Annotated in this window: 22 protein-coding genes; 18 read left to right on the top strand and 4 right to left on the bottom strand. The window is 71.7% G+C overall.

The features are described from left to right. The 3 genes from CKO13_RS03570 to CKO13_RS03580 all read right to left on the bottom strand — a co-directional run. On the bottom strand, positions 1-1,167 hold a 1,167-nt coding region (locus tag CKO13_RS03570), incomplete at its 3' end, for a nicotinate phosphoribosyltransferase (protein ID WP_242467871.1). 105 nt (positions 1,168-1,272) lie between these two features. Beyond that, positions 1,273-2,112: an ABC transporter permease gene (locus tag CKO13_RS03575; RefSeq protein WP_200256875.1), complete on the bottom strand. Its 840-nt coding sequence runs from the start codon at positions 2,110-2,112 to the stop codon at positions 1,273-1,275. Further along, entirely contained in the window at positions 2,109-3,101 is a 993-nt protein-coding gene (locus CKO13_RS03580; protein ID WP_200256877.1) for an ABC transporter ATP-binding protein, read from the bottom strand. Before CKO13_RS03580 ends, CKO13_RS03575 begins: the two co-directional genes overlap by 4 nt. Before the next feature lie 258 nt (positions 3,102-3,359). On the opposite strand from CKO13_RS03580, the gene carA reads away from it, so the two are divergent. Genes carA through CKO13_RS03600 form a run of 4 tightly spaced genes read left to right on the top strand, consistent with a single transcriptional unit; the run spans position 3,360 to position 8,673 of the window. Further along, positions 3,360-4,508 (top strand): glutamine-hydrolyzing carbamoyl-phosphate synthase small subunit, encoded by a 1,149-nt coding sequence (carA, locus tag CKO13_RS03585; RefSeq protein ID WP_420827053.1) that lies wholly within the window; start codon positions 3,360-3,362, stop codon positions 4,506-4,508. Further along, on the top strand, positions 4,492-7,713 hold the full coding sequence (gene carB / locus CKO13_RS03590; RefSeq protein WP_200256884.1) for a carbamoyl-phosphate synthase large subunit: 3,222 nt from the start codon (positions 4,492-4,494) through the stop codon (positions 7,711-7,713). The genes carA and carB overlap by 17 nt, the downstream gene beginning before the upstream one ends. Next, positions 7,710-8,186: a transcription elongation factor GreA gene (gene greA / locus CKO13_RS03595; protein WP_200256885.1), complete on the top strand. Its 477-nt coding sequence runs from the start codon at positions 7,710-7,712 to the stop codon at positions 8,184-8,186. Before carB ends, greA begins: the two co-directional genes overlap by 4 nt. 55 nt (positions 8,187-8,241) lie before the next feature. Continuing rightward, the gene (locus CKO13_RS03600; protein ID WP_200256886.1) at positions 8,242-8,673 is read left to right on the top strand and encodes a DUF4149 domain-containing protein; all 432 of its coding nucleotides are present in this window, start codon (positions 8,242-8,244) and stop codon (positions 8,671-8,673) included. Positions 8,674-8,676: 3 nt separating this feature from the next. Here the strand turns inward: CKO13_RS03600 and yhbY are convergent, their stop codons facing one another. After that, entirely contained in the window at positions 8,677-8,976 is a 300-nt protein-coding gene (gene yhbY, locus CKO13_RS03605; RefSeq protein WP_200256891.1) for a ribosome assembly RNA-binding protein YhbY, read from the bottom strand. A gap of 54 nt (positions 8,977-9,030) precedes the next feature. Between yhbY and CKO13_RS03610 the strand changes: the two genes are divergently transcribed. The 14 genes from CKO13_RS03610 to nuoG form a co-directional block, all read left to right on the top strand. Further along, complete coding sequence (locus tag CKO13_RS03610) at positions 9,031-9,264, top strand: hypothetical protein (protein ID WP_200256893.1); 234 nt, start codon at positions 9,031-9,033, stop codon at positions 9,262-9,264. After that, positions 9,251-9,886: an RlmE family RNA methyltransferase gene (locus tag CKO13_RS03615; RefSeq protein ID WP_200256895.1), complete on the top strand. Its 636-nt coding sequence runs from the start codon at positions 9,251-9,253 to the stop codon at positions 9,884-9,886. Before CKO13_RS03610 ends, CKO13_RS03615 begins: the two co-directional genes overlap by 14 nt. Before the next feature lie 55 nt (positions 9,887-9,941). Next, entirely contained in the window at positions 9,942-11,849 is a 1,908-nt protein-coding gene (ftsH, locus tag CKO13_RS03620) for an ATP-dependent zinc metalloprotease FtsH (protein ID WP_200256897.1), read from the top strand. Then, on the top strand, positions 11,849-12,709 hold the full coding sequence (gene folP / locus CKO13_RS03625; RefSeq protein ID WP_200256899.1) for a dihydropteroate synthase: 861 nt from the start codon (positions 11,849-11,851) through the stop codon (positions 12,707-12,709). The genes ftsH and folP overlap by 1 nt, the downstream gene beginning before the upstream one ends. Positions 12,710-12,726: 17 nt before the next feature. Beyond that, positions 12,727-14,094, top strand: coding sequence for a phosphoglucosamine mutase (gene glmM, locus CKO13_RS03630; RefSeq protein ID WP_200256900.1), 1,368 nt, complete (start codon positions 12,727-12,729; stop codon positions 14,092-14,094). A 66-nt stretch (positions 14,095-14,160) separates the two neighbouring features. Continuing rightward, complete coding sequence (tpiA, locus tag CKO13_RS03635; protein WP_200256901.1) at positions 14,161-14,907, top strand: triose-phosphate isomerase; 747 nt, start codon at positions 14,161-14,163, stop codon at positions 14,905-14,907. Between the two features lie 9 nt (positions 14,908-14,916). After that, on the top strand, positions 14,917-15,339 hold the full coding sequence (secG, locus tag CKO13_RS03640; protein WP_200256902.1) for a preprotein translocase subunit SecG: 423 nt from the start codon (positions 14,917-14,919) through the stop codon (positions 15,337-15,339). Positions 15,340-15,564: 225 nt separating this feature from the next. Next, positions 15,565-15,921: an NADH-quinone oxidoreductase subunit A gene (locus tag CKO13_RS03645; RefSeq protein ID WP_200256903.1), complete on the top strand. Its 357-nt coding sequence runs from the start codon at positions 15,565-15,567 to the stop codon at positions 15,919-15,921. Next, a complete protein-coding gene (locus tag CKO13_RS03650) occupies positions 15,912-16,388 on the top strand; it encodes a NuoB/complex I 20 kDa subunit family protein (protein ID WP_200256904.1) in 477 nt (158 codons plus the stop codon). Before CKO13_RS03645 ends, CKO13_RS03650 begins: the two co-directional genes overlap by 10 nt. A gap of 10 nt (positions 16,389-16,398) precedes the next feature. Further along, positions 16,399-17,133: an NADH-quinone oxidoreductase subunit C gene (locus CKO13_RS03655; RefSeq protein WP_200256907.1), complete on the top strand. Its 735-nt coding sequence runs from the start codon at positions 16,399-16,401 to the stop codon at positions 17,131-17,133. Then, positions 17,126-18,379: an NADH-quinone oxidoreductase subunit D gene (locus tag CKO13_RS03660; protein ID WP_200256908.1), complete on the top strand. Its 1,254-nt coding sequence runs from the start codon at positions 17,126-17,128 to the stop codon at positions 18,377-18,379. Before CKO13_RS03655 ends, CKO13_RS03660 begins: the two co-directional genes overlap by 8 nt. Then, positions 18,376-18,891 (top strand): NADH-quinone oxidoreductase subunit NuoE, encoded by a 516-nt coding sequence (locus CKO13_RS03665; RefSeq protein ID WP_200256909.1) that lies wholly within the window; start codon positions 18,376-18,378, stop codon positions 18,889-18,891. The genes CKO13_RS03660 and CKO13_RS03665 overlap by 4 nt, the downstream gene beginning before the upstream one ends. 21 nt (positions 18,892-18,912) lie before the next feature. After that, entirely contained in the window at positions 18,913-20,193 is a 1,281-nt protein-coding gene (nuoF, locus tag CKO13_RS03670; protein ID WP_200256910.1) for an NADH-quinone oxidoreductase subunit NuoF, read from the top strand. Further along, a partial coding sequence (nuoG, locus tag CKO13_RS03675) for an NADH-quinone oxidoreductase subunit NuoG (protein WP_200256911.1) occupies positions 20,190-22,268 on the top strand: 2,079 nt, incomplete at its 3' end. The genes nuoF and nuoG, both read left to right, overlap by 4 nt.

The following is a 22,268-nucleotide window of genomic DNA, read 5'->3' on the forward strand; positions in this document are numbered from 1 at the left end:
CATGACCGTCTCCAGCAGCGGCTCCCCGGGCAGCTGCTCGTCGCTGAGGCAGAGGGTGTCGCCGCAGGCGGCGCCGTCGCGGTAGTGGCGGCGGACCTGCTTGCGCCCCGGCCAGTGGAGCTTGCCCGCGGAGCGCTTGCGGCGCGGCTCGCCACGGTACTCGTGGAGCTTGTAGGCCATGTCCAGGTAGGGCTGGTCCGCCGCCGTGTCGATGAGCGTGCCCAGGCCGAAGCCGTCGATGGGGGCCCCGGCGGCGCGCAGGCGGGCGACCTCGTGCTCGTCGAGGCTGCCGCTGGCGAGGATGCGGATGTCCGGCTGGCCGCCGGCGTCGAGGATGCCGCGGACCTGCCGGGCGAGCTCGGCGAGATCGCCGCTGTCGATCCGCACCCCCTGGACGGGGACCCCCTCCTGCGCGAGCTCGACCACCTTGTGCGCCGCCTCGAGGGTGTCGTAGGTGTCGATGAGCAGGGTGACGTTCTCCGGGTGGCTCTCGGCGAAGGCGCGGAAGGCCTCGCGCTCGTCGTCGAAGGCGAGGACGTAGGAGTGGGCCATGGTGCCGACGGTGGGGATGCCGTACTCGGCGCCGGCGAGGCAGGTCGCGGTCCCGGCGTAGCCGGCGATCCAGGCGCCGCGCGCCGCCGCCATGGCGGCCTCGGCGCCGTGGGCGCGGCGCATGCCGAAGTCCACGAGGTGGCTGCCGTCGGCGGCGAGCACGGCCCGGACTGCCTTGGAGGCGAGCAGGGTGTGGAGGTGGACGAGGTTCATCAGCCGGCTCTCCACCAGCTGCGCCTCGGGCAGCGGCGCCGTCACCCGGAGGATCGGCTCCTGGGGGAAGAGCACCGTGCCGTCGGGGACCGCCTCGACGTGGCCGGTAAAGCGCAGCCCCGCGAGCTCGTCGGCCAGCCCCGGGCGGAAGTGGCCGCAGTCGCGGATCCAGGCGAGCTCCTCGTCGCCGAAGCGCAGCCCCTCGAGCCATTCCACGGCCGCCTCGACCCCGGAGGCGAGGTAGAAGCCGTGCCCCGGCGGGAGCTTGCGGCTGAACAGCTCGAAGGAGGCCGTCCCCTGCATCCCGCGCTGCAGGTAGCTGTCGACCATCGTCAGCTGGTAGAGGTCGGTCAGCAGCGGGCTGCGTGCCGGGTCCATAGGCGGCTCCGTGGGTTCGCTCATCGGCGCTCTCCTCTCTCAGTTAAGCCGGGCCCGGCCGGGAAGGCCAGCCCGGGCCCGGCGGGGCCTAACGTGGCATCCCCGCGCGGCGCCGGATCAACCCAATCCCTAGGAGCGTAGGCCGGTGCCGCGGTTGAGCAGGTGCAGGGCGAAGCCGCCGAAGCCGGCGATGAACAGCAGCATCATGGCGTACGACAGGGCGATGGGGACGTCCGAGGCGCCGAGGATGCCGTAGCGGAAGGCGTTGACCATGTAGAGGATCGGGTTGGCCATGGAGACGCCCTGCCAGAAGTCCGGGAGCAGCGAGATGGAGTAGAAGACGCCGCCGAGGTAGGTCAGCGGCGTGAGCACGAAGGTCGGGACGATGGCGATATCGTCGAACTTCTTGGCGTAGATGGCGTTGATGAAGCCGCCGATGGAGAAGAGCACTGCCGTGAGCACGACCACGGAGACGGTGATCGCCCAGCTGTGGATCGGCAGCGAGGTGAACAGCAGCGCCACCGCCGTGACGATCGCCCCGGTGCAGAGGCCGCGCCCGACGCCGCCGGCGACGTAGCCGACGAGGATGACGAGGTTCGGCGTCGGGGAGACGAGCAGCTCCTCGATGTGGCGCTGGAACTTCGCCCCGAAGAACGACGAGACGACGTTGTTGTAGGAGTTGGTGATCACCGAGAGCATGATGATCCCCGGGGCGATGTACTCGATGTAGTTGTACCCCTCCATGGGGCCGACACGCTGGCCGATCAGCGCCCCGAAGATGACGAAGTAGAGCGTCATGGTGATCGCCGGCGGCACCAGGGTCTGGATCCAGATGCGCAGGAAGCGGCGGGTCTCCTTGAGCACGATGGTCTGCAGCGAGACCCACGTCGCCTGGGCGCGGCTCGGCTGCGCCTGCGCCCCGTAGCGATCCGGCGCGGGGTGCGGCCCTTGCTCCTCGCGCCCCGTCATGATGCGCTCGGCTCCGCCGCCCGCTGCTGCTCGGCCGGGGGGCGGCCCGCCGGGCCGCCGGAGGCCGGGTACTCGGGGTCGTCCTTATCGAGCAGCCGCACGAAGAGCTCCTCCAGGCGGTTGGACTTGTTGCGCATGCTCGTCACCGCGATGCCGTGCTCGGTGAGGGCGGCGAAGAGCTCGGTCAGCGCCCGGCCGCGGGGGACCTCCGCCTCGAGGATGTGGTCGCCGGCGTGCTCGAGCCGGAAGCCCGCCACCTCGGGCAGCGGCTCCGGGACGCGGTCGACGTCGAGCAGGAAGGTGTGGCTCGACAGGCGCTGGAGCAGGCTCTTGACGTCGGTGTTCTCGACGATGCGCCCCTCGTCGATGATGGCGATGTCGCGGCAGAGGCTCTCGGCCTCCTCGAGGTAGTGCGTGGTCAGGATGATGGTGGTGCCCTGGTCGTTGATATGGCGCAGGAAGTCCCACATCGAGCGGCGCAGCTCGATGTCCACGCCGGCGGTGGGCTCGTCGAGGATGAGCAGCCGCGGCTCGTGGACCAGCGCCCGGGCGATCATCAGCCGGCGCTTGAGCCCGCCCGAGAGGGTCCCCGCCACCGAGTCGCGCCGCTCCCAGAGGCCGAGGCTCTGCAGGTAGTGCTCGGCCCGGCGGCGGGCGAGCCGCCGCGGGATGCCGTAGTAGCCGGCCTGGTTGAGCACGATCTGCTCGACCGTCTCGAAGCTGTTGAAGTTGAACTCCTGCGGCACGAGGCCGATGGCGGACTTCACGGCCCACGGGTCGCGGTCGAGGTCGTGGCCGAAGACGCGGATGGTGCCGCTGCTCTTGTTGACGAGCGTCGAGATGATGCCGATCAGCGTCGACTTGCCGGCCCCGTTCGGCCCGAGCAGGCCGAAGAAGGCGCCCGCGTCCACGCTCAGGCTCACCCCGTGCAGGGCGATCTTGCCCTCGGCGTAGGTCTTGGTCAGGTCGGTAACGGACAGCGCAGTCAAGGAGGCTCACACGAAAGCAGGGCTAAACATTCAATGATAAGCCTTAATGAGGGCGTTGGGTAGAGCCCGTGGCCAGGCCTGTCCCGGCCGGGTGCACCGGCCGCCCCTGCCCGGCGGCGCGGGGCTGAGAGCGTGACAGTGCACCCGCCGCGCAGGTATACTGCTGGGCGTTTACCTGCGCCTTCGTACGGCGCGAGCCGGCACGTCGACGGGAGGGTCCCCCCTCCCGTTTTTTGCATGCACCCAAGGGAGGCTCCGTTGACCCGGCCAGCACTGCTCGCCCTCCAGGATGGCACAGTCTTTCGCGGTGAGGCGGTGGGCGCCGACGGCGCCGTCACCGCCGAGGTCGTCTTCAATACCGCCATGACGGGCTATCAGGAGATCGCCACGGACCCCTCCTACGCGGGGCAGATCGTGACGCTCACCTACCCGCACATCGGCAATACCGGCGTCAACGCCGTCGACCGGGAGGACGAGCGCGCCCGGCTCGCCGGGCTCGTGGTGCGGGACGTCCCGCCGCGCACCAGCAGCTGGCGGGCCGAGGGGGCGCTGCCGCAGTGGCTGGCGGCGCAGGGGGTCGTGGCCATCGCCGGGATCGACACCCGCAAGCTGACGCGGATCCTGCGCGAGCAGGGGGCCCAGGGCGGCTGCCTGGCGGCCGGCGAGGGCCTCGACGAGGCCTGGGCGCGGGAGCAGGCCGCGGCCTACGCCGGCATGGCCGGGCGCGATCTCGCCGGCTCGGCGGGCACCGGCGAGGCGCGGGAGTGGCGCCGGGGCAGCTGGCGCCTGGAGCTCGGCCGCGCCGACGCCGAGGAGGCGGCGGGCCCGGCGCGCTGGCACGTGGTGGCCTACGACTACGGCATCAAGCAGAACATCCTGCGCCTGCTCGTCGACCGCGGCTGCCGCGTCACCGTCGTCCCGGCGCATACGCCGGCGGCGGAGGTGGCGGCGATGCGCCCCGACGGGGTGTTCGTCTCCAACGGCCCCGGCGACCCGGAGCCCATGGGCTACGCCGTCGAGGCCATCCGCGAGCTGCTCGAGGTCCACCGCATCCCGCTGCTCGGCATCTGCCTGGGCCACCAGCTGCTCGGCCTGGCCAGCGGGGCGCGGAGCGCGAAGATGAAGTTCGGCCACCACGGCGCCAACCACCCGGTCCTCGACCTGGCCAGCGGCCAGGTCCTGATCTCCAGCCAGAACCACGGCTTCGCGGTGGACGAGCAGAGCCTGCCGGACTGCCTCGAGGCCACCCACCGCTCCCTGTTCGACGGCTCGCTGCAGGGGATCCGGCGGACCGACGTGCCGGCCTTCAGCTTCCAGGGCCACCCCGAGGCCAGCCCCGGGCCCCACGACGTGCAACCGCTGTTCGACCGCTTCCTCGCGATGATGATGTATGCCGAAGAGAACTGATATCCAATCGATCCTGATCATCGGCGCCGGCCCGATCGTCATCGGCCAGGCGTGCGAGTTCGACTACTCCGGCGCCCAGGCCTGCAAGGCGCTGCGCGAGGAGGGCTACCGGGTGGTGCTCGTCAACTCCAACCCGGCGACGATCATGACCGACCCGGAGACGGCCGACGCCGTCTACGTCGAGCCCATCGAGTGGCAGACCGTCGCCCGGATCATCGAGCGCGAGCGCCCCGAGGCGGTGCTCCCCACCATGGGCGGGCAGACGGCGCTCAACTGCGCCCTCGACCTGGTCAAGCACGGCGTCCTGGAGCGCTACGGCGTGGAGATGATCGGCGCCAGCCGCGAGGCCATCGACAAGGCCGAGGAGCGCGAGGCCTTCCGCGCGGCCATGGCCAACATCGGCTTCGAGACCCCCCGCGCCGAGATCGCCCGCTCCATGGCCGAGGCGCAGGCGGCGCAGGCGCGCATGGGCTTCCCCGTGATCATCCGCCCCTCCTACACGCTCGGCGGCTCCGGCGGCGGGATCGCCTACAACCGCGAGGAGTTCCACGAGATCGTCGAGCGCGGCCTCGACCTGTCGTACACCAACGAGGTCCTGCTCGAGGAGTCGGTGCTCGGCTGGAAGGAGTACGAGATGGAGGTGGTCCGCGACGGCCACGACAACGCCATCATCGTCTGCTCCATCGAGAACCTCGACCCCATGGGGGTGCACACCGGCGACTCGGTGACCGTGGCGCCCGCGCAGACGCTGACCGACAAGGAGTACCAGCTCATGCGCGACGCCTCGCTGGCGGTGCTCCGCGAGATCGGGGTGGAGACCGGCGGCTCCAACGTGCAGTTCGCCATCAACCCGGATAACGGGCGGATGGTGATCATCGAGATGAACCCGCGCGTGTCGCGCTCCTCGGCGCTCGCCTCCAAGGCCACGGGCTTCCCCATCGCCAAGGTCGCCGCCAAGCTCGCCGTCGGCTACACCCTCGACGAGCTGCGCAACGAGATCACCGGCGGGGCCACGCCGGCCTCCTTCGAGCCGGCCATCGACTACGTCGTCACCAAGATCCCGCGCTTTACCTTCGAGAAGTTCCCCCAGGCCCAGGCCTTCCTGACCACCCAGATGAAGTCGGTGGGGGAGGTCATGGCCATCGGCCGGACCTTCCAGGAGTCGTTCCAGAAGGCCCTGCGCGGGCTCGAGCAGGACCTCGCGGGGCTCGACGAGCGCCTCGACCGCACCCGCTCCGATCTCCAGGACGCCGTGCGCTACGCCCTGCGCCAGCCCACCGCCGAGCGGATCCTGCACCTCGGCGACGCCTTCCGCGTCGGCTTCTCCGTCGCCGACGTCCACGAGATGACGGCCATCGACCCCTGGTTCCTCGCCCAGATCGAGGAGCTCATCGCCTGCGAGGCGGAGATCGCCGCCGGCGCCCTCGAGGCGTGCTCGGCCGCCGGGCTGTACGGCTACAAGCGCCGCGGCTTCTCCGACGCCCGGCTCGCCCAGCTCTGGGGCGTCGGCGAGGCGCAGGTCCGCGAGCGGCGCCGGGAGCTCGGCGTGCGCCCGGTGTTCAAGCGCGTCGACTCCTGCGCCGCCGAGTTCCCCACGGCCACGGCCTACATGTACTCCACCTACGAGGAGGAGTGCGAGGCCGAGCCCTCGGGCCGGCGCAAGATCATGGTCCTCGGCGGCGGCCCGAACCGCATCGGCCAGGGCATCGAGTTCGACTACTGCTGCGTCCACGCCTCGCTGGCCCTGCGCGAGGACGGCTACGAGACCATCATGGTCAACTGCAACCCGGAGACGGTCTCGACGGACTACGACACCTCGGACCGGCTCTACTTCGAGCCGCTGACCCTCGAGGACGTCCTGGCCATCGTCGAGATCGAGCAGCCCGAGGGGATCATCGTCCAGTACGGCGGGCAGACGCCGCTCAAGCTCGCCCGGGCCCTCGAGGCGGCCGGGGCGCCGATCATCGGCACCAGCCCGGACTCCATCGACCTGGCCGAGGACCGCGAGCGCTTCCAGGAGCTCATCGGCCGCGTCGACCTCATCCAGCCGCCCAACCGCACGGCGCGCACCGAGGCCGAGGCCCTGGAGCTGGCCGCCGAGATCGGCTATCCGCTGGTGGTCCGGCCCTCCTACGTCCTCGGCGGCCGGGCGATGGAGATCGTCTACGAGGAGAGCGAGCTGCGCCAGTACATGAACGAGGCGGTGCGCGTCTCCAACGACTCGCCGGTGCTGCTCGACCGCTTCCTCGACGACGCCGTGGAGGTCGACGTCGACGCCGTCTGCGACGGCGAGCAGCTGGTCATCGGCGGGATCATGCAGCACATCGAGCAGGCCGGCGTCCACTCCGGCGACTCGGCCTGCTCGATCCCGCCGTACACCCTCGCCCAGGACATCCAGGACCGGGTCCGCGAGCAGGTGCGGCTGCTCGCCCGGGAGCTGGAGGTGGTCGGGCTGATGAACGTGCAGTTCGCCATCCAGGGCCAGCGGATCTTCCTCCTGGAGGTCAACCCGCGGGCGGCGCGCACGGTCCCCTACGTGGCCAAGGCCAGCGGCGTCCCGCTGGCCAAGGTGGCGGCGCGGTGCATGGCCGGCCGCTCCCTGGCCGAGCAGGGAGTGGAGCGGGAGGTCGTGCCGACCTATTATTCGGTCAAGGAGGCCGTCTTCCCGTTCCTCAAGTTCCCCGGCGTGGACCCCATCCTCGGCCCGGAGATGAAGTCCACCGGCGAGGTGATGGGCGTCGGCGCCTGCTTCGGCGAGGCGTACGCCAAGGCGCAGCTGGCGGCGGGGGTCGTCCTGCCGCGCGGCGGCTGCGCCTTCGTCAGCGTCCGCCACGCCGACAAGGAGGCGGCCGTGGAGGTCTGCCGCGACCTGACGCGCCGCGGCTTCCGGCTGATCGCCACCCACGGCACGGCAGCGCACCTCGAGGCCGCCGGCCTGGAGGTGCGCCGCATCAACAAGGTTACCGAAGGGCGGCCGCACGTCGTCGACGCCATCAAGAACGACGAGATCGACCTGATCGTGAACACCACCGAGGGGCGGCAGGCCATCGCCGACTCCTACTCGATCCGGCGTGAGGCGCTGCAGCGCAAGGTCTGCTATACGACGACCATCGCCGGGGCGCGGGCGACGTGCCTGGCGCTGGATCACATGAAGGACTGGGAGGCCCGCCCCCTCCACGCCCTGCACAGGGAGATGACGGGATGAGCAAGACACCCCTGACGAGTCGCGGCGCGGAGAAGCTGCGCGCCGAGCTCCAGCGCCTCAAGAACGAGGAGCGCCCGCGCGTCATCCAGGCCATCGCCGAGGCGCGCGAGCACGGCGACCTCAAGGAGAACGCCGAGTACCACGCCGCGCGGGAGCAGCAAGGGTTCATCGAGGGGCGGATCCAGGAGCTCGAGGGCAAGCTCTCCAACGCCCAGGTCATCGACCCGGCCACGATCCAGGCCGCGCCGAAGGTGGTCTTCGGCGCCACCGTGGTCCTCGAGGACGCGGACAGCGGCGAGGAGGTGACCTACCAGATCGTCGGCGAGGACGAGGCCGACATCAAGCAGGGGCTGATCTCGGTGAACTCGCCCATCGCCCGGGCGCTCATCGGCAAGGAGGAGGGCGACGAGGCCGCCGTCCAGGCGCCCGGCGGCGAGCGGACCTACGAGATCGTCGAGGTGCGCTATGAGTAGGGCGGCGGCCGGGGCGCGGCCTTCCTTCGCGCCGGGCGCCTAGGGGAGGGTGGCCTTGCTGCTTAGCGCCGTGGAGCGGGTGCTGCTGACGGTGTGGGTAGGCTCCCTGTGGGGGGTCGGCTACCTCGCCGCCCCGGTGCTCTTCGCGCAGCTCGACGACCCGGCCGCCGCCGCCGGGCTGAGCGAGGCGCTCAAGGGCGCCGTGGCGTGGGTCAGCATCGGCTGCGCCGCCGTGCTCATCCCGGCCCAGCTGCGCCACCGGGTCCGGCCCCTGGCGGCGCACTGGCGGCTCTGGCTGCTGGTGGCCCTGGTCCTCCTGGTCGGCATCGGCGAGCTTGGCGTGCGCCCCCCCATGGCCGAGGTGGTCGCGCAGGCCGGGCAGGGCGGCAACGGGGTCGCCGCCCTGCGCACGGCGGAGAGCCTCTACCTCGTGGCGAGCGCCATCGGCCTGGCGCTGGTCCTCGGCGGCCTCCAGCCGCGGGAGTGAGCCCTACACCTCGATGCGCTGCTCCGGCCGCCTCTCGGGGTTGGGGCGGTAGAGCAGGGCGACCCGGCCGATGGCCTGGACGAGGGCCGCGCCGGTGCGCTCGGTGATCCGCTCGGCCATCGCGCGGCGCTCCGCCTTGTCGGCCCCGGCGAGCTTGACCTTGATCAGCTCGTGGTCCGTGAGGGCGCGCTCGATCTCCTGGAGGACGGGCTCGCTGACCCCGGCCGCGCCGGTGAGGACGACGGGCTTGAGGTCGTGGCCGAGGCGGCGGAGGTGGCGGATCTGCTCTGGATCGAGCTCCATGGAGATGTTCCCATGCCAGGTGAGAAAAGGGCGCAAAGCCTACCACAGCGCGGCGTGGTGCGGGCAAACGGCGGGCCGCTGCGCAGCGTCAAGCTCGAGCTCGGGGTGGTCCTGCTGCTGATGGCCGGCGCGCTGCTGGCGAGCTACGGCGTCGAGGCGCCCCCCTGGCAGGAGGTGCTGGGCGTGCTCGGCGCCGCGAGCCTCGGCGCCGCGTGGATCGCCCTGCGCGCCCGGGGCGCCGCCCGGCGCCTGATGACGGAGGAGGCGGACGGCGATGGCCAAGGCTAAGCGCAGGCGCTGCTGCGGGTCGCCGTCGCGGCGCGCCCAGCACGAGGCGGACCCCTTCGTCCGCCGGGCCCGGGCGGAGGGGTGGCGCTCCCGCGCGGCGCTCAAGCTCGAGGCCATCGACGAGCGGGACCGGCTCCTCGCCCCGGGGCGCGTGGTGGTCGACCTCGGCGCCGCCCCCGGCGGCTGGTCGCAGCTGGCGGCGCAGCGGGTCGCCCCCGGCGGCGTGGTGGTGGCCGTCGACTGCCTGGCGATGGCGCCGCTGCCGGGCGTGCGCTGCGTCGAGGCCGACTTCGCCACGGACGACGGCCTGCGGGCGGTACAGACCGCCCTCGAGGGCCGCGAGGCCGACGTCGTGCTCTCCGATATGGCCCCCAACCTCACCGGCCACGCCGCCGTCGACCAGCCGGCGGCGATGGGCCTGGCGGAACTCGCCGCCGACTTCGCCGGTCGAGCCTTAAAGCAGGACGGCGTTCTCGTGGCCAAGTGCTTCCAGGGCGAGGGGTTCGACGCCTTCCGGGCCGAGCTCGGCCGGCTCTTCGCGCGGGTCAGCGTGCGCAAGCCCGACGCCTCCCGCTCCGCCAGCCGCGAGGTCTACCTTGTGGCCCGAGGCCGGTCGGTATAGTAAGGTGCCTCCTAGGTGCCGCAAACAGGCAGATTGAGGTGACGCCGTGAGCGACATGGCCAAGAATCTGATCCTCTGGGTCATCATTGCTGTGGTGCTGATGTCCGTGTTCAGCAACTTCCAGGAGAGCAGCACCCAGGTGGCCGAGGAGATCCCGTACTCGGAGTTCCTCAACGACGTCAAGCGGGGAGAGGTCCGCGAGGTGCTGATCAGCGGTGACCAGATCACCATCGAGCACGCCAGCGGGCAGACGTACAAGACCTTCAACCCCGAGACCGACAACCGCGCCCTGATCGGCGACCTCCTCGAGAACGGCGTCACCATCAACGCCGAGGAGGCCGACGGCGACAGCATGCTGCTGCAGATCCTCATCTCGTGGACGCCGTTCCTGCTGCTGATCGCCGTGTGGATCTACTTCATGCGCCAGATGCAGGGCGGCGGCGGCGGCCGCGGGGCCATGAGCTTCGGCAAGAGCAAGGCCAAGCTCATGACCGAGGAGCAGAGCAAGCACGGCTTCAGCGACGTCGCCGGCTGCGACGAGGCCAAGGACGACGTCAAGGAGCTGGTCGACTTCCTGCGCGATCCGGCCAAGTTCCAGCGCCTCGGCGGCACGATCCCGCGCGGCGTGCTCATGGTCGGCCCGCCCGGCACCGGCAAGACCCTGCTCGCCAAGGCCATCGCCGGCGAGGCCCGGGTGCCGTTCTTCTCCATCTCCGGCTCCGACTTCGTGGAGATGTTCGTCGGCGTCGGCGCCTCCCGGGTGCGGGACATGTTCCAGCAGGCGAAGAAGCAGGCGCCGTGCATCATCTTCATCGACGAGCTCGACGCCGTCGGCCGCCAGCGCGGGGCCGGGCTCGGCGGCGGCCACGACGAGCGCGAGCAGACGCTCAACCAGATGCTCGTCGAGATGGACGGCTTCGAGGGCAGCGAGGGGATCATCGTCATCGCCGCCACCAACCGCCCCGACGTCCTCGACCCGGCCCTGCTGCGCCCGGGGCGCTTCGACCGCCAGGTGGTGGTGCCGCTGCCGGACGTCCGCGGCCGCGAGCAGATCCTCCAGGTCCACATGCGCCAGGTCCCCCTCGCCGACGACGTCAAGCCGGAGATCATCGCCCGGGGCACCCCGGGCTTCTCCGGGGCGGACCTGCAGAACTTGGTCAACGAGGCGGCCCTGTTCGCCGCCCGCTCGGACAAGGAGCGGGTGGACCAGGACGACTTCGAGAAGGCCAAGGACAAGATCATGATGGGCTCCGAGCGCAAGTCCATGGTCATGAAGGAGGAGGAGAAGAAGCTCACGGCCTACCACGAGGCCGGGCACGCCATCGTGGGGCTGAACTCGCCGGATCACGACCCGGTGCACAAGGTCAGCATCATCCCCCGCGGCCGGGCGCTGGGCGTGACCATGTTCCTCCCCGAGGAGGACCGCTACAGCTACACCAAGCAGCGGCTCGACAGCATGATCGCCGGGCTGTTCGGCGGCCGGATCGCCGAGGAGCTGATCTTCGGCGGGGACCACGTCACCACGGGCGCCCAGAACGATATCCAGCGCTCCACGGAGATCGCCCGCAACATGGTCACCAAGTGGGGGCTGTCGGCCCGGCTGGGGCCGCTCGCCTACGGCGAGGAGCAGGGCGAGGTCTTCATCGGCAAGTCCATGGCACAGCAGAAGGAGGTCTCCGACGAGACCCAGCACGCTATCGACGAGGAGGTGCGGGCGATCATCGACAGCAACTACACGGCGGCGGAGAAGATCCTGCGCGATCACATGGACAAGCTCCACCTCATGGCCGAGGCGCTGATGAAGTACGAGACCATCGATCGCGGGCAGATCGACGACATCATGCGCGGCCAGAGGCCCCGGCCCCCGAAGGGGTGGGAGGATCGCGGCGGCGGCGATGACACCGCCCAGGGCGAGCCGGCCGGCGGCGAGCGCCCCATCGGGGGGCCGGTCGGGGAGCACTGATGGCCGCCCCCGTGCTCCGCTGCGGGGGGCGCTCGCTCGCCCTGGACCGTCCCCGGGTCATGGGGGTGCTCAACGTCACCCCCGACTCCTTCTCCGACGGCGGGCGCTTCCTCGAGGCCGGGAGCGCCCGGGCCCAGGCCCGGCGCATGGTCGAGGAGGGGGCGGATCTCATCGATATCGGCGGCGAGTCGAGCCGCCCCGGCGCCGAGCCGGTGAGCGCCGAGGAGGAGATCGCCCGCGTGGTGCCGGTGATCGAGGCGCTCGCCGACGAGGTGGCGGTCCCCCTCTCCGTGGACACCTGCAAGCCGCAGGTGATGCGCGCCGCCGTGGCCGCCGGGGCGGGGATGGTCAACGACATCCAGGCCCTGCAGGCCCCGGGCGCCCTGGCGGAGGCCGCCGCCCTGGAGGTGCCGATCTGCCTGATGCACATGCAGGGCGAGCCGCGCACCATGCAGCAGCGCCCGCACTACGACGACGTCGCCGCCGAGGTGGCCGGCTTCCTGCGGGCGCGGGCCGAGGCCGCCGAGGCGGCGGGCGTCCCGCGCGAGCGCCTGGTGCTCGACCCCGGCTTCGGCTTCGGCAAGACGCTGGCGCACAACTACCAGCTCCTGCGCCGGCTCGACGCCGTCGTCGAGCTGGGGCTGCCGGTGCTGGTGGGGATCTCGCGCAAGTCGATGGTCGGCCGGCTCCTGGAGCGCGGCGTCGAGGAGCGGCTGGCCGGCAGCCTCGCCGCCGCGGCCGTTGCTACCTTCCAGGGTGCGGCCATCGTGCGGACCCACGACGTGGCGGCCACCGCCGACGCCGTGCGCGTCGCCGCGGCGGCCGCCCAGGGGGCTGAAGCGGCTGAGGCCGAGCTCTAAAGGGGAGGGGAGCGCTCATGGCAGCGCAGCAGCGGCGCTACTTCGGGACCGACGGGGTCCGCGGCAAGGTCGGCGAGCACCCCATCACCGCCGACTTCGTCCTCCGCCTGGGCTGGGCGGCGGGCCGGGTCCTCGCCGGCGAGGGGGGCCGCCGGGTGGTCATCGGCAAGGACACCCGCCTGTCCGGCTACATGTTCGAGTCGGCGCTCGAGGCCGGCTTCGCCGCCGCCGGGGTGCACTCGCTGATGCTCGGGCCGATGCCGACGCCGGGCATCGCCTACCTGACCCGCACCCTCCACGCCGCGGCCGGCGTGGTGATCAGCGCCTCGCACAATCCGCACCAGGACAACGGCATCAAGTTCTTCGGCGCCGACGGCTACAAGCTCGACGACGACACGGAGCTCGCCATCGAGGCGCTGCTCGACGAGCCCCTGGCCACCGTCCCCTGCGACGCCCTCGGCCGGGCGAGCCGCGTCGACGACGCCGCCGGGCGCTACATCGAGTTCTGCAAGGGCGCGGTCTCGCGCGGGATCGGCCTCGGCGGCCTGCACCTGGTCGTCGACTGCGCCCACGGCGCCACCTACCACGTGGCCCCGGCGGTCTTCCGCGAGCTCGGCGCCACGGTGAGCGTCATGGGCCACGAGCCCGACGGCTTCAACATCAACGTCGACTGCGGCTCGCAGCACCCCGGGGCGCTGCGCCAGCGGGTGCTCGCCGAGGGCGCCGACGCCGGCGTGGCCTTCGACGGCGACGGCGACCGGGTGCTCATGGTCGATAGCGGCGGCGGGGTGGTCGACGGCGACGGCCTGCTCTACATCGTCGCCGCCGCCCGCGCCGCCCAGCACCAGGTGCAGGGGCCGGTGGTCGGGACGCAGATGACCAACCTCGGCCTCGAGCACGCCCTCGCCGGGCTGGGCCTGCGCCTCGAGCGGGCCAAGGTCGGCGACCGCTACGTCCTCGAGCGCCTGCTCGAGCGCGGCGGCACCCTCGGCGGGGAGTCCTCGGGGCACCTGATCTGCCTCGACCGCACGACCACCGGCGACGGCATCGTCTCGGCGCTGCAGGTCCTCGAGGCGATGGCCCACGGCGGCCGCTCGCTCGCCGAGCTCGCCAGCGGCATGGAGTACTACCCGCAGCGGCTGGTCAACGTCCCCCTCAAGCCCGGGGTCGACGTCCTCAGCGCCCCGGCGCTGCAGGCGGCGGTGGCCGACGCCGAGGCGCAGCTCGGCGACGCCGGCCGGGTCCTGCTGCGCCCCTCGGGGACCGAGCCGCTGCTGCGGGTCATGGTGGAGGGGCGGGACGCCGCGCAGGTCGGCGAGCTCGCCGACGGGCTCGCCGAGGCCGCCTCGGCCGCGGCCGAGGGCGCGACCCCCGGCGGCGTTTGATTTCCCTCCTTGCGATCGATACGCTTACGTGCTCTTTAGGAACCGTCGACAGGGTTGGATGTAGGGATGCGGCGCAAGATTATCGCAGGCAACTGGAAGATGAACGGCGATGGAGAGCTCGTCCGCCGGATCGCGGAGCGCGCAGCGGACGCCGCGAGCGGGGCGGAGCTTGCGGTCTGCCCCCCCTTCCCGCTCCTGGCGGCGGCGGCCACCCAGCTCCCCAGCGGGGTCCGGCTCGGCGCCCAGGACGTGAGCGAGTACGAGGCGGGCGCCTACACCGGCGAGGTCTCCGGGGCGATGCTGCGCGAGGCGGGGTGCCGCTACGCCATCGTCGGCCACTCGGAGCGCCGGACCCTCTACAGCGAGGACAACGCGCGGGTCGCGGGCAAGTACGTGGCCGCGCAGCGGGCCGGCCTGACGCCGATCCTCTGCATCGGCGAGAGCCTCGCCGAGCGCGACGCCGAGCGGACCGAGGCCGTGGTGGCCGAGCAGCTCGGGGCCGTCTTCGAGGCGGCCGGCGACCGCGCCTTCGCCGAGGGGGTCGTCGCCTACGAGCCGGTCTGGGCCATCGGCACGGGGCGCACGGCGACGCCGGAGCAGGCGCAGGCGGTCCACGCCTTCGTCCGCCAGCGGGTCGCCGAGCGCGACACGGACAGCGCCGAGGCGCTGCCCATCCTCTACGGCGGCAGTATGAAGGCGGACAACGCCGCGGAGCTGCTCGCGCAGCCCGACGTCGACGGCGGCCTGATCGGCGGGGCCTCCCTCGACCCGGAGGCCTTCCTCGCCATCCACCGCGCAGCAACCGAGGCCTGAGGCGAATCGATGTTCCAAGCGCTTCTCGTCGTCCACATCCTCATCGCGATCGCGCTGGTCACCCTGGTCATGCTCAACCAGGGCAAGGGGGCCGACATGGGCGCGGCCTTCGGCAGCGGGGCCTCGAGCACCGTCTTCGGCTCCCGCGGCGCCGCGACCTTCATGACCAAGCTGATCGCCAGCCTCGGGACGGGCTTCTTCCTGACGAGCCTCGGCCTGGCGGTCATCGCCAGCCAGGGCCAGGGCGAGGGCGAGTCCGTGGTCGATGAGGTGCCGCAGGGCGGGCAGCAGCAGGGGCCCGCCGCCCCGGAGGGGCAGCAGCCGCAGGCGCCGCCGGACGCCCCCGAGCCGCCGGGCGGCGGCGAGGCCCCGGCGTCGCCGGGGGCGCCGGCGCCGCCGCCGGAGCCGGAGGGGCAGCAAGGCGAGGGGTAGGGGCCCCTCGCTTGTGCAGTGCAAGGTCTTGAAAATCCGGTGCAGACTTGATCAAGGTCAAGCATAGGATCCCTTTTCCTCACTATAAACGCCGCAAAATCAGCAACTTATAGCTCGCGTCGATTTGACACGGAGCGTTAACGCTCCGTAAACTCCCGCTGAATCGACGCGGGCGTCAGGCCACAGTGCGCCGCCCGCGTGGCCACTAGCGGAGCGGCGTACAGAATGCTCGAGAACTACCTGCCGGTCCTACTCTTCATCCTCGTAGGGGTTGTCTTCGGCGTCCTGCCCATCGGCGTGGGGTTCCTGCTCGCGCCCCGGCGCCACGACCCCGAGAAGCAGTCTCCCTACGAGTGCGGCTTCGAGGCCTTCGAGGACGCGCGCATGAAGTTCGACGTGCGCTTCTACCTCGTGGCCCTGCTGTTCATCCTCTTCGACCTCGAGATCGCGTTCCTCTTCCCTTGGGCCGTTGTGTTGGATGAGGTGGGGCTGTTCGGCATCGTAGCCATGGGGCTTTTCGTCGGCCTCCTGCTGATCGGACTGCTCTTCGAGTGGAAGAAAGGGGCGCTGGAATGGGAGTAGAGGGCATCCTCGAGCAGGGGTACGTGACCACCTCTGCCGACAAGCTGATCAACTGGGCGCGGACCGGCTCGCTGTGGCCGATGACCTTCGGGCTGGCCTGCTGCGCCGTGGAGATGATGCACACGGCGGCGGCGCGCTACGACATGGACCGCATCGGCATGCTCTTCCGGCCGAGCCCGCGCCAGTCGGACGTCATGATCGTCGCCGGCACGCTGTGCAACAAGATGGCCCCGGCGCTGCGCAAGGTCTACGACCAGATGCCGGAGCCCAAGTGGGTGATCTCCATGGGCTCGTGCGCCAACGGCGGCGGCTACTACCACTACTCGTACTCGGTCACCCGCGGCTGTGACCGGATCGTGCCCGTCGATATCTACGTTCCCGGCTGCCCGCCGACGGCGGAGGCGCTCTTCTACGGCGTCCTGCAGCTGCAGAACAAGATCCGCCGGACCAACACCATCGCGCGTTGAAGGAGAGCCCATGGCTGAGCCCGAGAGCCTCTACGAGCAGCTCCGCGGCCGCTTCGGCGAGCGCCTTGCCGAGGTGCGGCTCGAGCGCGGCGAGGTCACCGCCGAGGTCCGGCCCGCGGAGCTGACGGCGGTGATGGCGCAGCTGCGCGACGAGCAGCCGTGGCGCTTCGAGCAGCTCGTCGACATCGCCGGCGTCGACTACGCGGCCTACGGCGGCGACGAGTGGATCACCGAGCGGGCCACCAGCTCCGGCTTCAGCCGCGGCGTGACCGAGCCGGGCTTCGGGCGGCTCGGGCTGACGGGGATCTACGGCGTCCAGCCGGTCAGCGAGTCCACCGGCCGGCGCTTCGCCGCCGTCTACCACCTGCTGTCGCTGAGCCACAACCACCGGCTACGGGTGCGCTGCTTCGCCGAGGACGACGACATGCCCGTGCTGCCCTCGGTGACCGGCATCTGGCCGGCGGCGGACTGGGCCGAGCGCGAGGCCTTCGACCTCTACGGCATCGTCTTCGAGGGGCATCCGGACCTGCGCCGCCTGCTCACCGACTACGGCTTCGTCGGCCACCCCTTCCGCAAGGACTTCCCCCTGATCGGCAACGTCGAGCCGCGCTACGACCCCGAGAAGGGGCGGGTGGTCTACGGGCCCGTGGAGATCGAGCCGCGGGTGCTGGTGCCGCGGGTGATCCGCGACGACAACCGCTACCGCGCCCCGGGCACGCCCGAGGAGGACCAAGCCGATGGCTGAGTTCCAGAGCTACACCCTCAACTTCGGCCCCCAGCACCCGGCCGCCCACGGCGTGCTGCGCCTGGTCCTGGAGATGGAGGGGGAGACGGTGCGCCGGGCCGACCCGCACGTCGGGCTGCTCCACCGCGCCACCGAGAAGCTCGCCGAGTCCAAGCCGTACAACCAGTCCATCGGCTACATGGACCGGCTCGACTACGTCTCCATGATGTGCAACGAGCACGGCTACGTGCTCGCCATCGAGCGGCTCCTCGGCATCGAGCCGCCGCTGCGCGCCCAGTACATCCGGGTGATGATGGACGAGGTGACGCGCATCCTGAACCACCTCCTGTGGCTCGGCGGCCACGGCCTCGACGTCGGCGCCATGACGGCCTTCCTCTACACCTTCCGCGAGCGCGAGGACCTCATGGACGTCTACGAGGCCGTCTCGGGGACGCGGATGCACGCCACCTACTACCGCCCCGGCGGCGTCAACCGCGACCTGCCGGAGCGCATGCCGCAGTACGAGCCCTCGCCGTACCGCAGCGACAAGGAGCTGCGCGAGATGAACCGCGCCCGCGAGGGCTCGGTGCTCGACTTCCTCGAGGACTTCTGCGAGCGTTTCCCGGCCTGCGTCGACGAGTACGAGACGCTGCTTACCGAGAACCGCATCTGGAAGCAGCGCCTCGTCGACGTCTGCCCGATCTCGGCAGAGCGGGCCATCGCCCTCGGCTTCACCGGGCCGATGCTGCGCGGCTCCGGCGTCGAGTGGGACCTGCGCAAGATGCAGCCCTACGAGGTCTACGACCGGCTCGACTTCGACATCCCGGTGGGCACCAACGGCGACTCCTACGACCGCTACCTGGTGCGCGTCGAGGAGATGCGCCAGTCCGCGCGCATCATCCGGCAGTGCATCGACTGGCTGCGCGAGAACCCCGGCCCGGTGCGCCTCGACGACCCCAAGGTGACGCCGCCGACGCGCGAGCAGATGAAGGACGACATGGAGTCGCTCATCCACCACTTCAAGCTCTTCACCGAGGGCTACTGCACGCCGCCGGGGGAGGTCTACGCCGCCGTCGAGGCGCCCAAGGGCGAGTTCGCCGCCTATATCATCTCCGACGGCGCCAACAAGCCGTACCGGCTGAAGGTCCGCCCGCCGTGCTACTACCACCTGGCCGGCACGGACGAGATGATCCGCGGCTACATGCTCGCGGACGTGGTGACCCTGATCGGCTCCCTTGACCTGGTCTTCGGAGAGGTGGATCGGTGACGACCCAGCACACCCGCCCAGAGCAGAGCCTGACCGCGGATCAGCGCCGCCGGATCGACCGCTGGCTCGCGCAGTACCCCGACGACGAGCGCGGCCGGCAGTCGGCGATCATTCCCGCCCTGCACATCCTCCAGGACGACAACGGCGGCTGGCTGCAGCGCCGCCACGTCGAGGCCGTGGCCGACTACCTGGGGATGTCGCGCACCACCGCCTTCGAGGTGGCCACCTTCTACTCGATGCTCTTCTTCGAGGAGCCGGCCGGGCGGCACAAGATCAGCGTCTGCACCAACATCTCCTGCTGGCTCAACGGCGCCGACGAGCTCGTCGCCTACATCGAGGAGAAGCTCGGCGTGCGCCTCGGGGAGACCACCGCCGACGGCCGGATCACCCTGGTCCACGAGGAGGAGTGCCTCGCCGCCTGCACCGGGGCGCCGATGATGCTCGTGGACGGCCACTACTATACCCACCTGACCCGCGAGCGGATCGACGAGATCCTCGACGGGCTGGACTGAGCGGCGGGGCGCGGAGGAGGCATGGCGAATCGCGTTTGCTACACCACCCTGGGCTACGACGAGCCCTGGAGCCTGGAGACCTACCGCCGGGTCGGCGGCTACGAGGCCCTGGAGCGGGTCCTGCGGGAGCCGGTCCCGCCGGCCGACGTCGTCGAGGCCGTCAAGGCCAGCGGCCTGCGCGGGCGCGGCGGCGCCGGGTTCCCGCCCGGCGTCAAGTGGGGCTTCATGCCGCGCGACAGCGCCGGGCCCAAGTACCTCATCTGCAACGCCGACGAGTCCGAGCCCGGCACCTGCAAGGACCGCGACATCCTGCGCTTCAACCCCCACGCCCTGATCGAGGGGATGGTCATCGCCGGCTACGCCATGGGGGCGAGCGTCGGCTACAACTACCTGCGCGGCGAGTTCCACCACGAGCCGTTCGAGCGCATGGAGCAGGCCGTGGCCGAGGCGCGCGCCGCCGGCTACCTCGGCGCCGACCTGCTCGGCTCGGGCTTCGGCTTCGAGCTCTACAACCACCTCGGCGCCGGGGCCTACATCTGCGGCGAGGAGTCGGCGCTGATGGAGTCGCTCGAGGGCAAGAAGGGGCTGCCGCGCTTCAAGCCGCCGTTCCCGGCCCAGGTCGGTATCTACGGGCGCCCGACGACCATCAACAACGTCGAGACGCTCGCCTCGGTGCCGCCGATCCTGCGCAACGGCGCCGAGTGGTTCCAGGGCCTCGGCGTGCCCAACAGCGGCGGCGAGAAGATCTTCTCCGTCTCCGGCCACGTCACCCGGCCCGGCAACTACGAGATCCCCCTCGGCACCCCGTTCCGCGAGCTGCTCGCCGAGGCCGGGGGCGTGCGCGGCGGCCGGCGGCTCAAGGCCATGATCCCGGGCGGCTCCTCGACGCCGGTGCTGCCGGCGGCCACCGCCCTCGAGTGCACCATGGACTACGACGGCCTCGCCAGCGCCGGCTCGGCGCTCGGCTCCGGGGCGGTGATCGTCATGGACGAGACCACCGACATGGTCCAGGCCGCCACCCGCATCGCGCGCTTCTACTACGCCGAGTCGTGCGGCCAGTGCACGCCGTGCCGCGAGGGGACGGGCTGGGTCTACCGGGTGCTGCAGCGCATCAGCCGCGGCGAGGGGCGCGCCGAGGACCTCGAGGTCCTCGACGCCGCGGCCGGGCAGATCGCCGGGCACACCATCTGCGCCTTCGGCGAGGCGGCCTCGCTGCCGATCCAGGCGCTGCTCAAGCACTTCTGGCACGAGTTCGAGTACTACGTGGAGCACGGTCGCTCCCCCGTGGAGGCGGCGGCATGAGCGCGAACGCAGAGACGGTCACCATCGAGGTCGACGGCCGCGCCATCGAGGCCCGCAAGGGCGAGATGCTCATCGAGGCCGCGGACCGGGCGGGGATCTACATCCCGCGCTTCTGCTACCACAAGCACCTGTCGGTGGTCGCCAACTGCCGGATGTGCCTCGTGGAGGTGGAGCGGGCGCCGAAGCCGATGCCGGCGTGCGCGACCCCCGTGGCCGAGGGCATGAAGGTGGCCACCACCTCGGCGGCGGCCCTCAACGCCCAGCGCAGCGTCATGGAGTTCCTGCTCATCAACCACCCCCTCGACTGCCCGATCTGCGACCAGGGCGGCGAGTGCGAGCTCCAGGACCTGGCGCTGGGCTTCGGCCGCGGCGTCTCGCGCTTTACCGAGGGCAAGCGGGTGGTCGCCGACGAGGACCTCGGCCCGCTGGTGGCCACGGACATGACCCGCTGCATCCACTGCACCCGGTGCGTGCGCTTCCTCGAGGAGGTGGCCGGGCAGAAGGAGCTCGGCGCCATGAACCGGGGCGAGGGCGTGCGGATCACCACCTACACCGGCGAGGGGGTGCGCTCCGAGCTCTCGGGCAACATCATCGACCTCTGCCCCGTCGGCGCGCTGACCAACAAGCCCTTCCGCTTCCGGGCCCGCCCCTGGGAGCTGCTCAGCTTCCCCGCCGTGGCCCCCCACGACGGCGTCGGCTCGAGCATCGCCCTGCACACCCTGCGCGGGCGGATCCTGCGCGTCGTCCCGGCGGAGAACGAGGCGGTCAACGAGACGTGGATCGCCGACCGCGACCGCTACGGCGTCGAGGGCCTGGCCAGCGGCGATCGCCTGGAGCGCCCGCAGGTCAAGCGCGACGGCCGCTGGCACGAGCTGCCCTGGGAGACGGCCCTGGAGCGCACCGCCGAGGCGCTGCGCGGCGTCGTCGAGCGCCACGGCGCCGCGGCGCTCGGCGGGCTGCTCGCCCCCACGGCGACCCTCGAGGAGCTCTACCTCGCCGGGCGGCTGCTGCGCGGTCTCGGCTCGGGCAACGTCGACCACCGCCTGCGCGAGGCCGACGTCAGCGACCAGGAGCGGGCCCCGGCCTTCCCGTACCTGGGCCAGGGGATCGCCGAGCTGGAGGCGGCCGACGCCGCGCTGCTCATCGGCGCCCACAGCCGCTACGAGCAGCCGCTGATCAACCACCGCCTGCGCAAGGCGGCGCTTGGCGGCGCGCCGGTGATGGCGATCAACCCGCGGCGCTTCGACTGGAACCTCCCCCTGGCGGTGGAGGACGCGGTCCCCGCCGACGCCCTCGTCGGCGAGGTGGCGGCCGTGGCCCAGGCCCTGGCCGAGGCGCGGGGGCGCAAGCTGCCGAAGGCCCTGGCGGGGCTGGCGGGGCCGGCCAGCGAGGCGGCCCGGGCCGTGGCCGAGCGCCTGGCGGCCGCCGAGCGCCCCAGCGTGCTCCTCGGCAGCCTGGCGAGCAGCCACCCCCAGGCGGCGGCGCTGCGGGCCCTGGGGAGCCTGATCGGCGAGTACAGCGGCGCCCGCTTCGGCGTCATGGCCGAGGCGGCGAACACCGCCGGCGGCTGGCTCGCCGGCGCGGTCCCCCACCGCCGCGCCGGCGGCGCCGCCGCCGAGCCTGCCGGGCAGCCGGCGGACGCCATGCTGCGCAGCGGGCTCAAGGGCTACCTGCTGCTCAACGTCGAGCCCGAGCGCGACCTCTGGGACCCGGTCGCCGCCGGCCGGGCCATGGCCGAGGCGGAGCAGGTGGTGGCGATCACCCCCTTCGCCGACGAGCGGCTGCGCGAGCAGGCGGATATCCTCCTGCCCATGGGCGCCTTCGGCGAGACGGCCGGCACCTTCGTCAACACCGAGGGGCGCTGGCAGAGCTTCCGCGGGGTGGGGGAGCCGCCCGGGGAGGCGCGCCCGGGCTGGCGCATCCTCCGGGCCCTGGGGAGCGTGCTGGGGCTCGAGGCGTTCGCCTACAACGACATCGCCGAGGTCTACGGCGAGCTGGCGGGCCTGTGCCGGGACGTGGCGCCCTCGTCGAGCTACCCGGCGGAGGCCGGCGCCGGCGCGGCGCCGCAGCGCGGC

The organism is Halorhodospira neutriphila, assembly GCF_016584055.1.
Classification (GTDB): Bacteria; Pseudomonadota; Gammaproteobacteria; order Nitrococcales; family Halorhodospiraceae; genus Halorhodospira; species Halorhodospira neutriphila.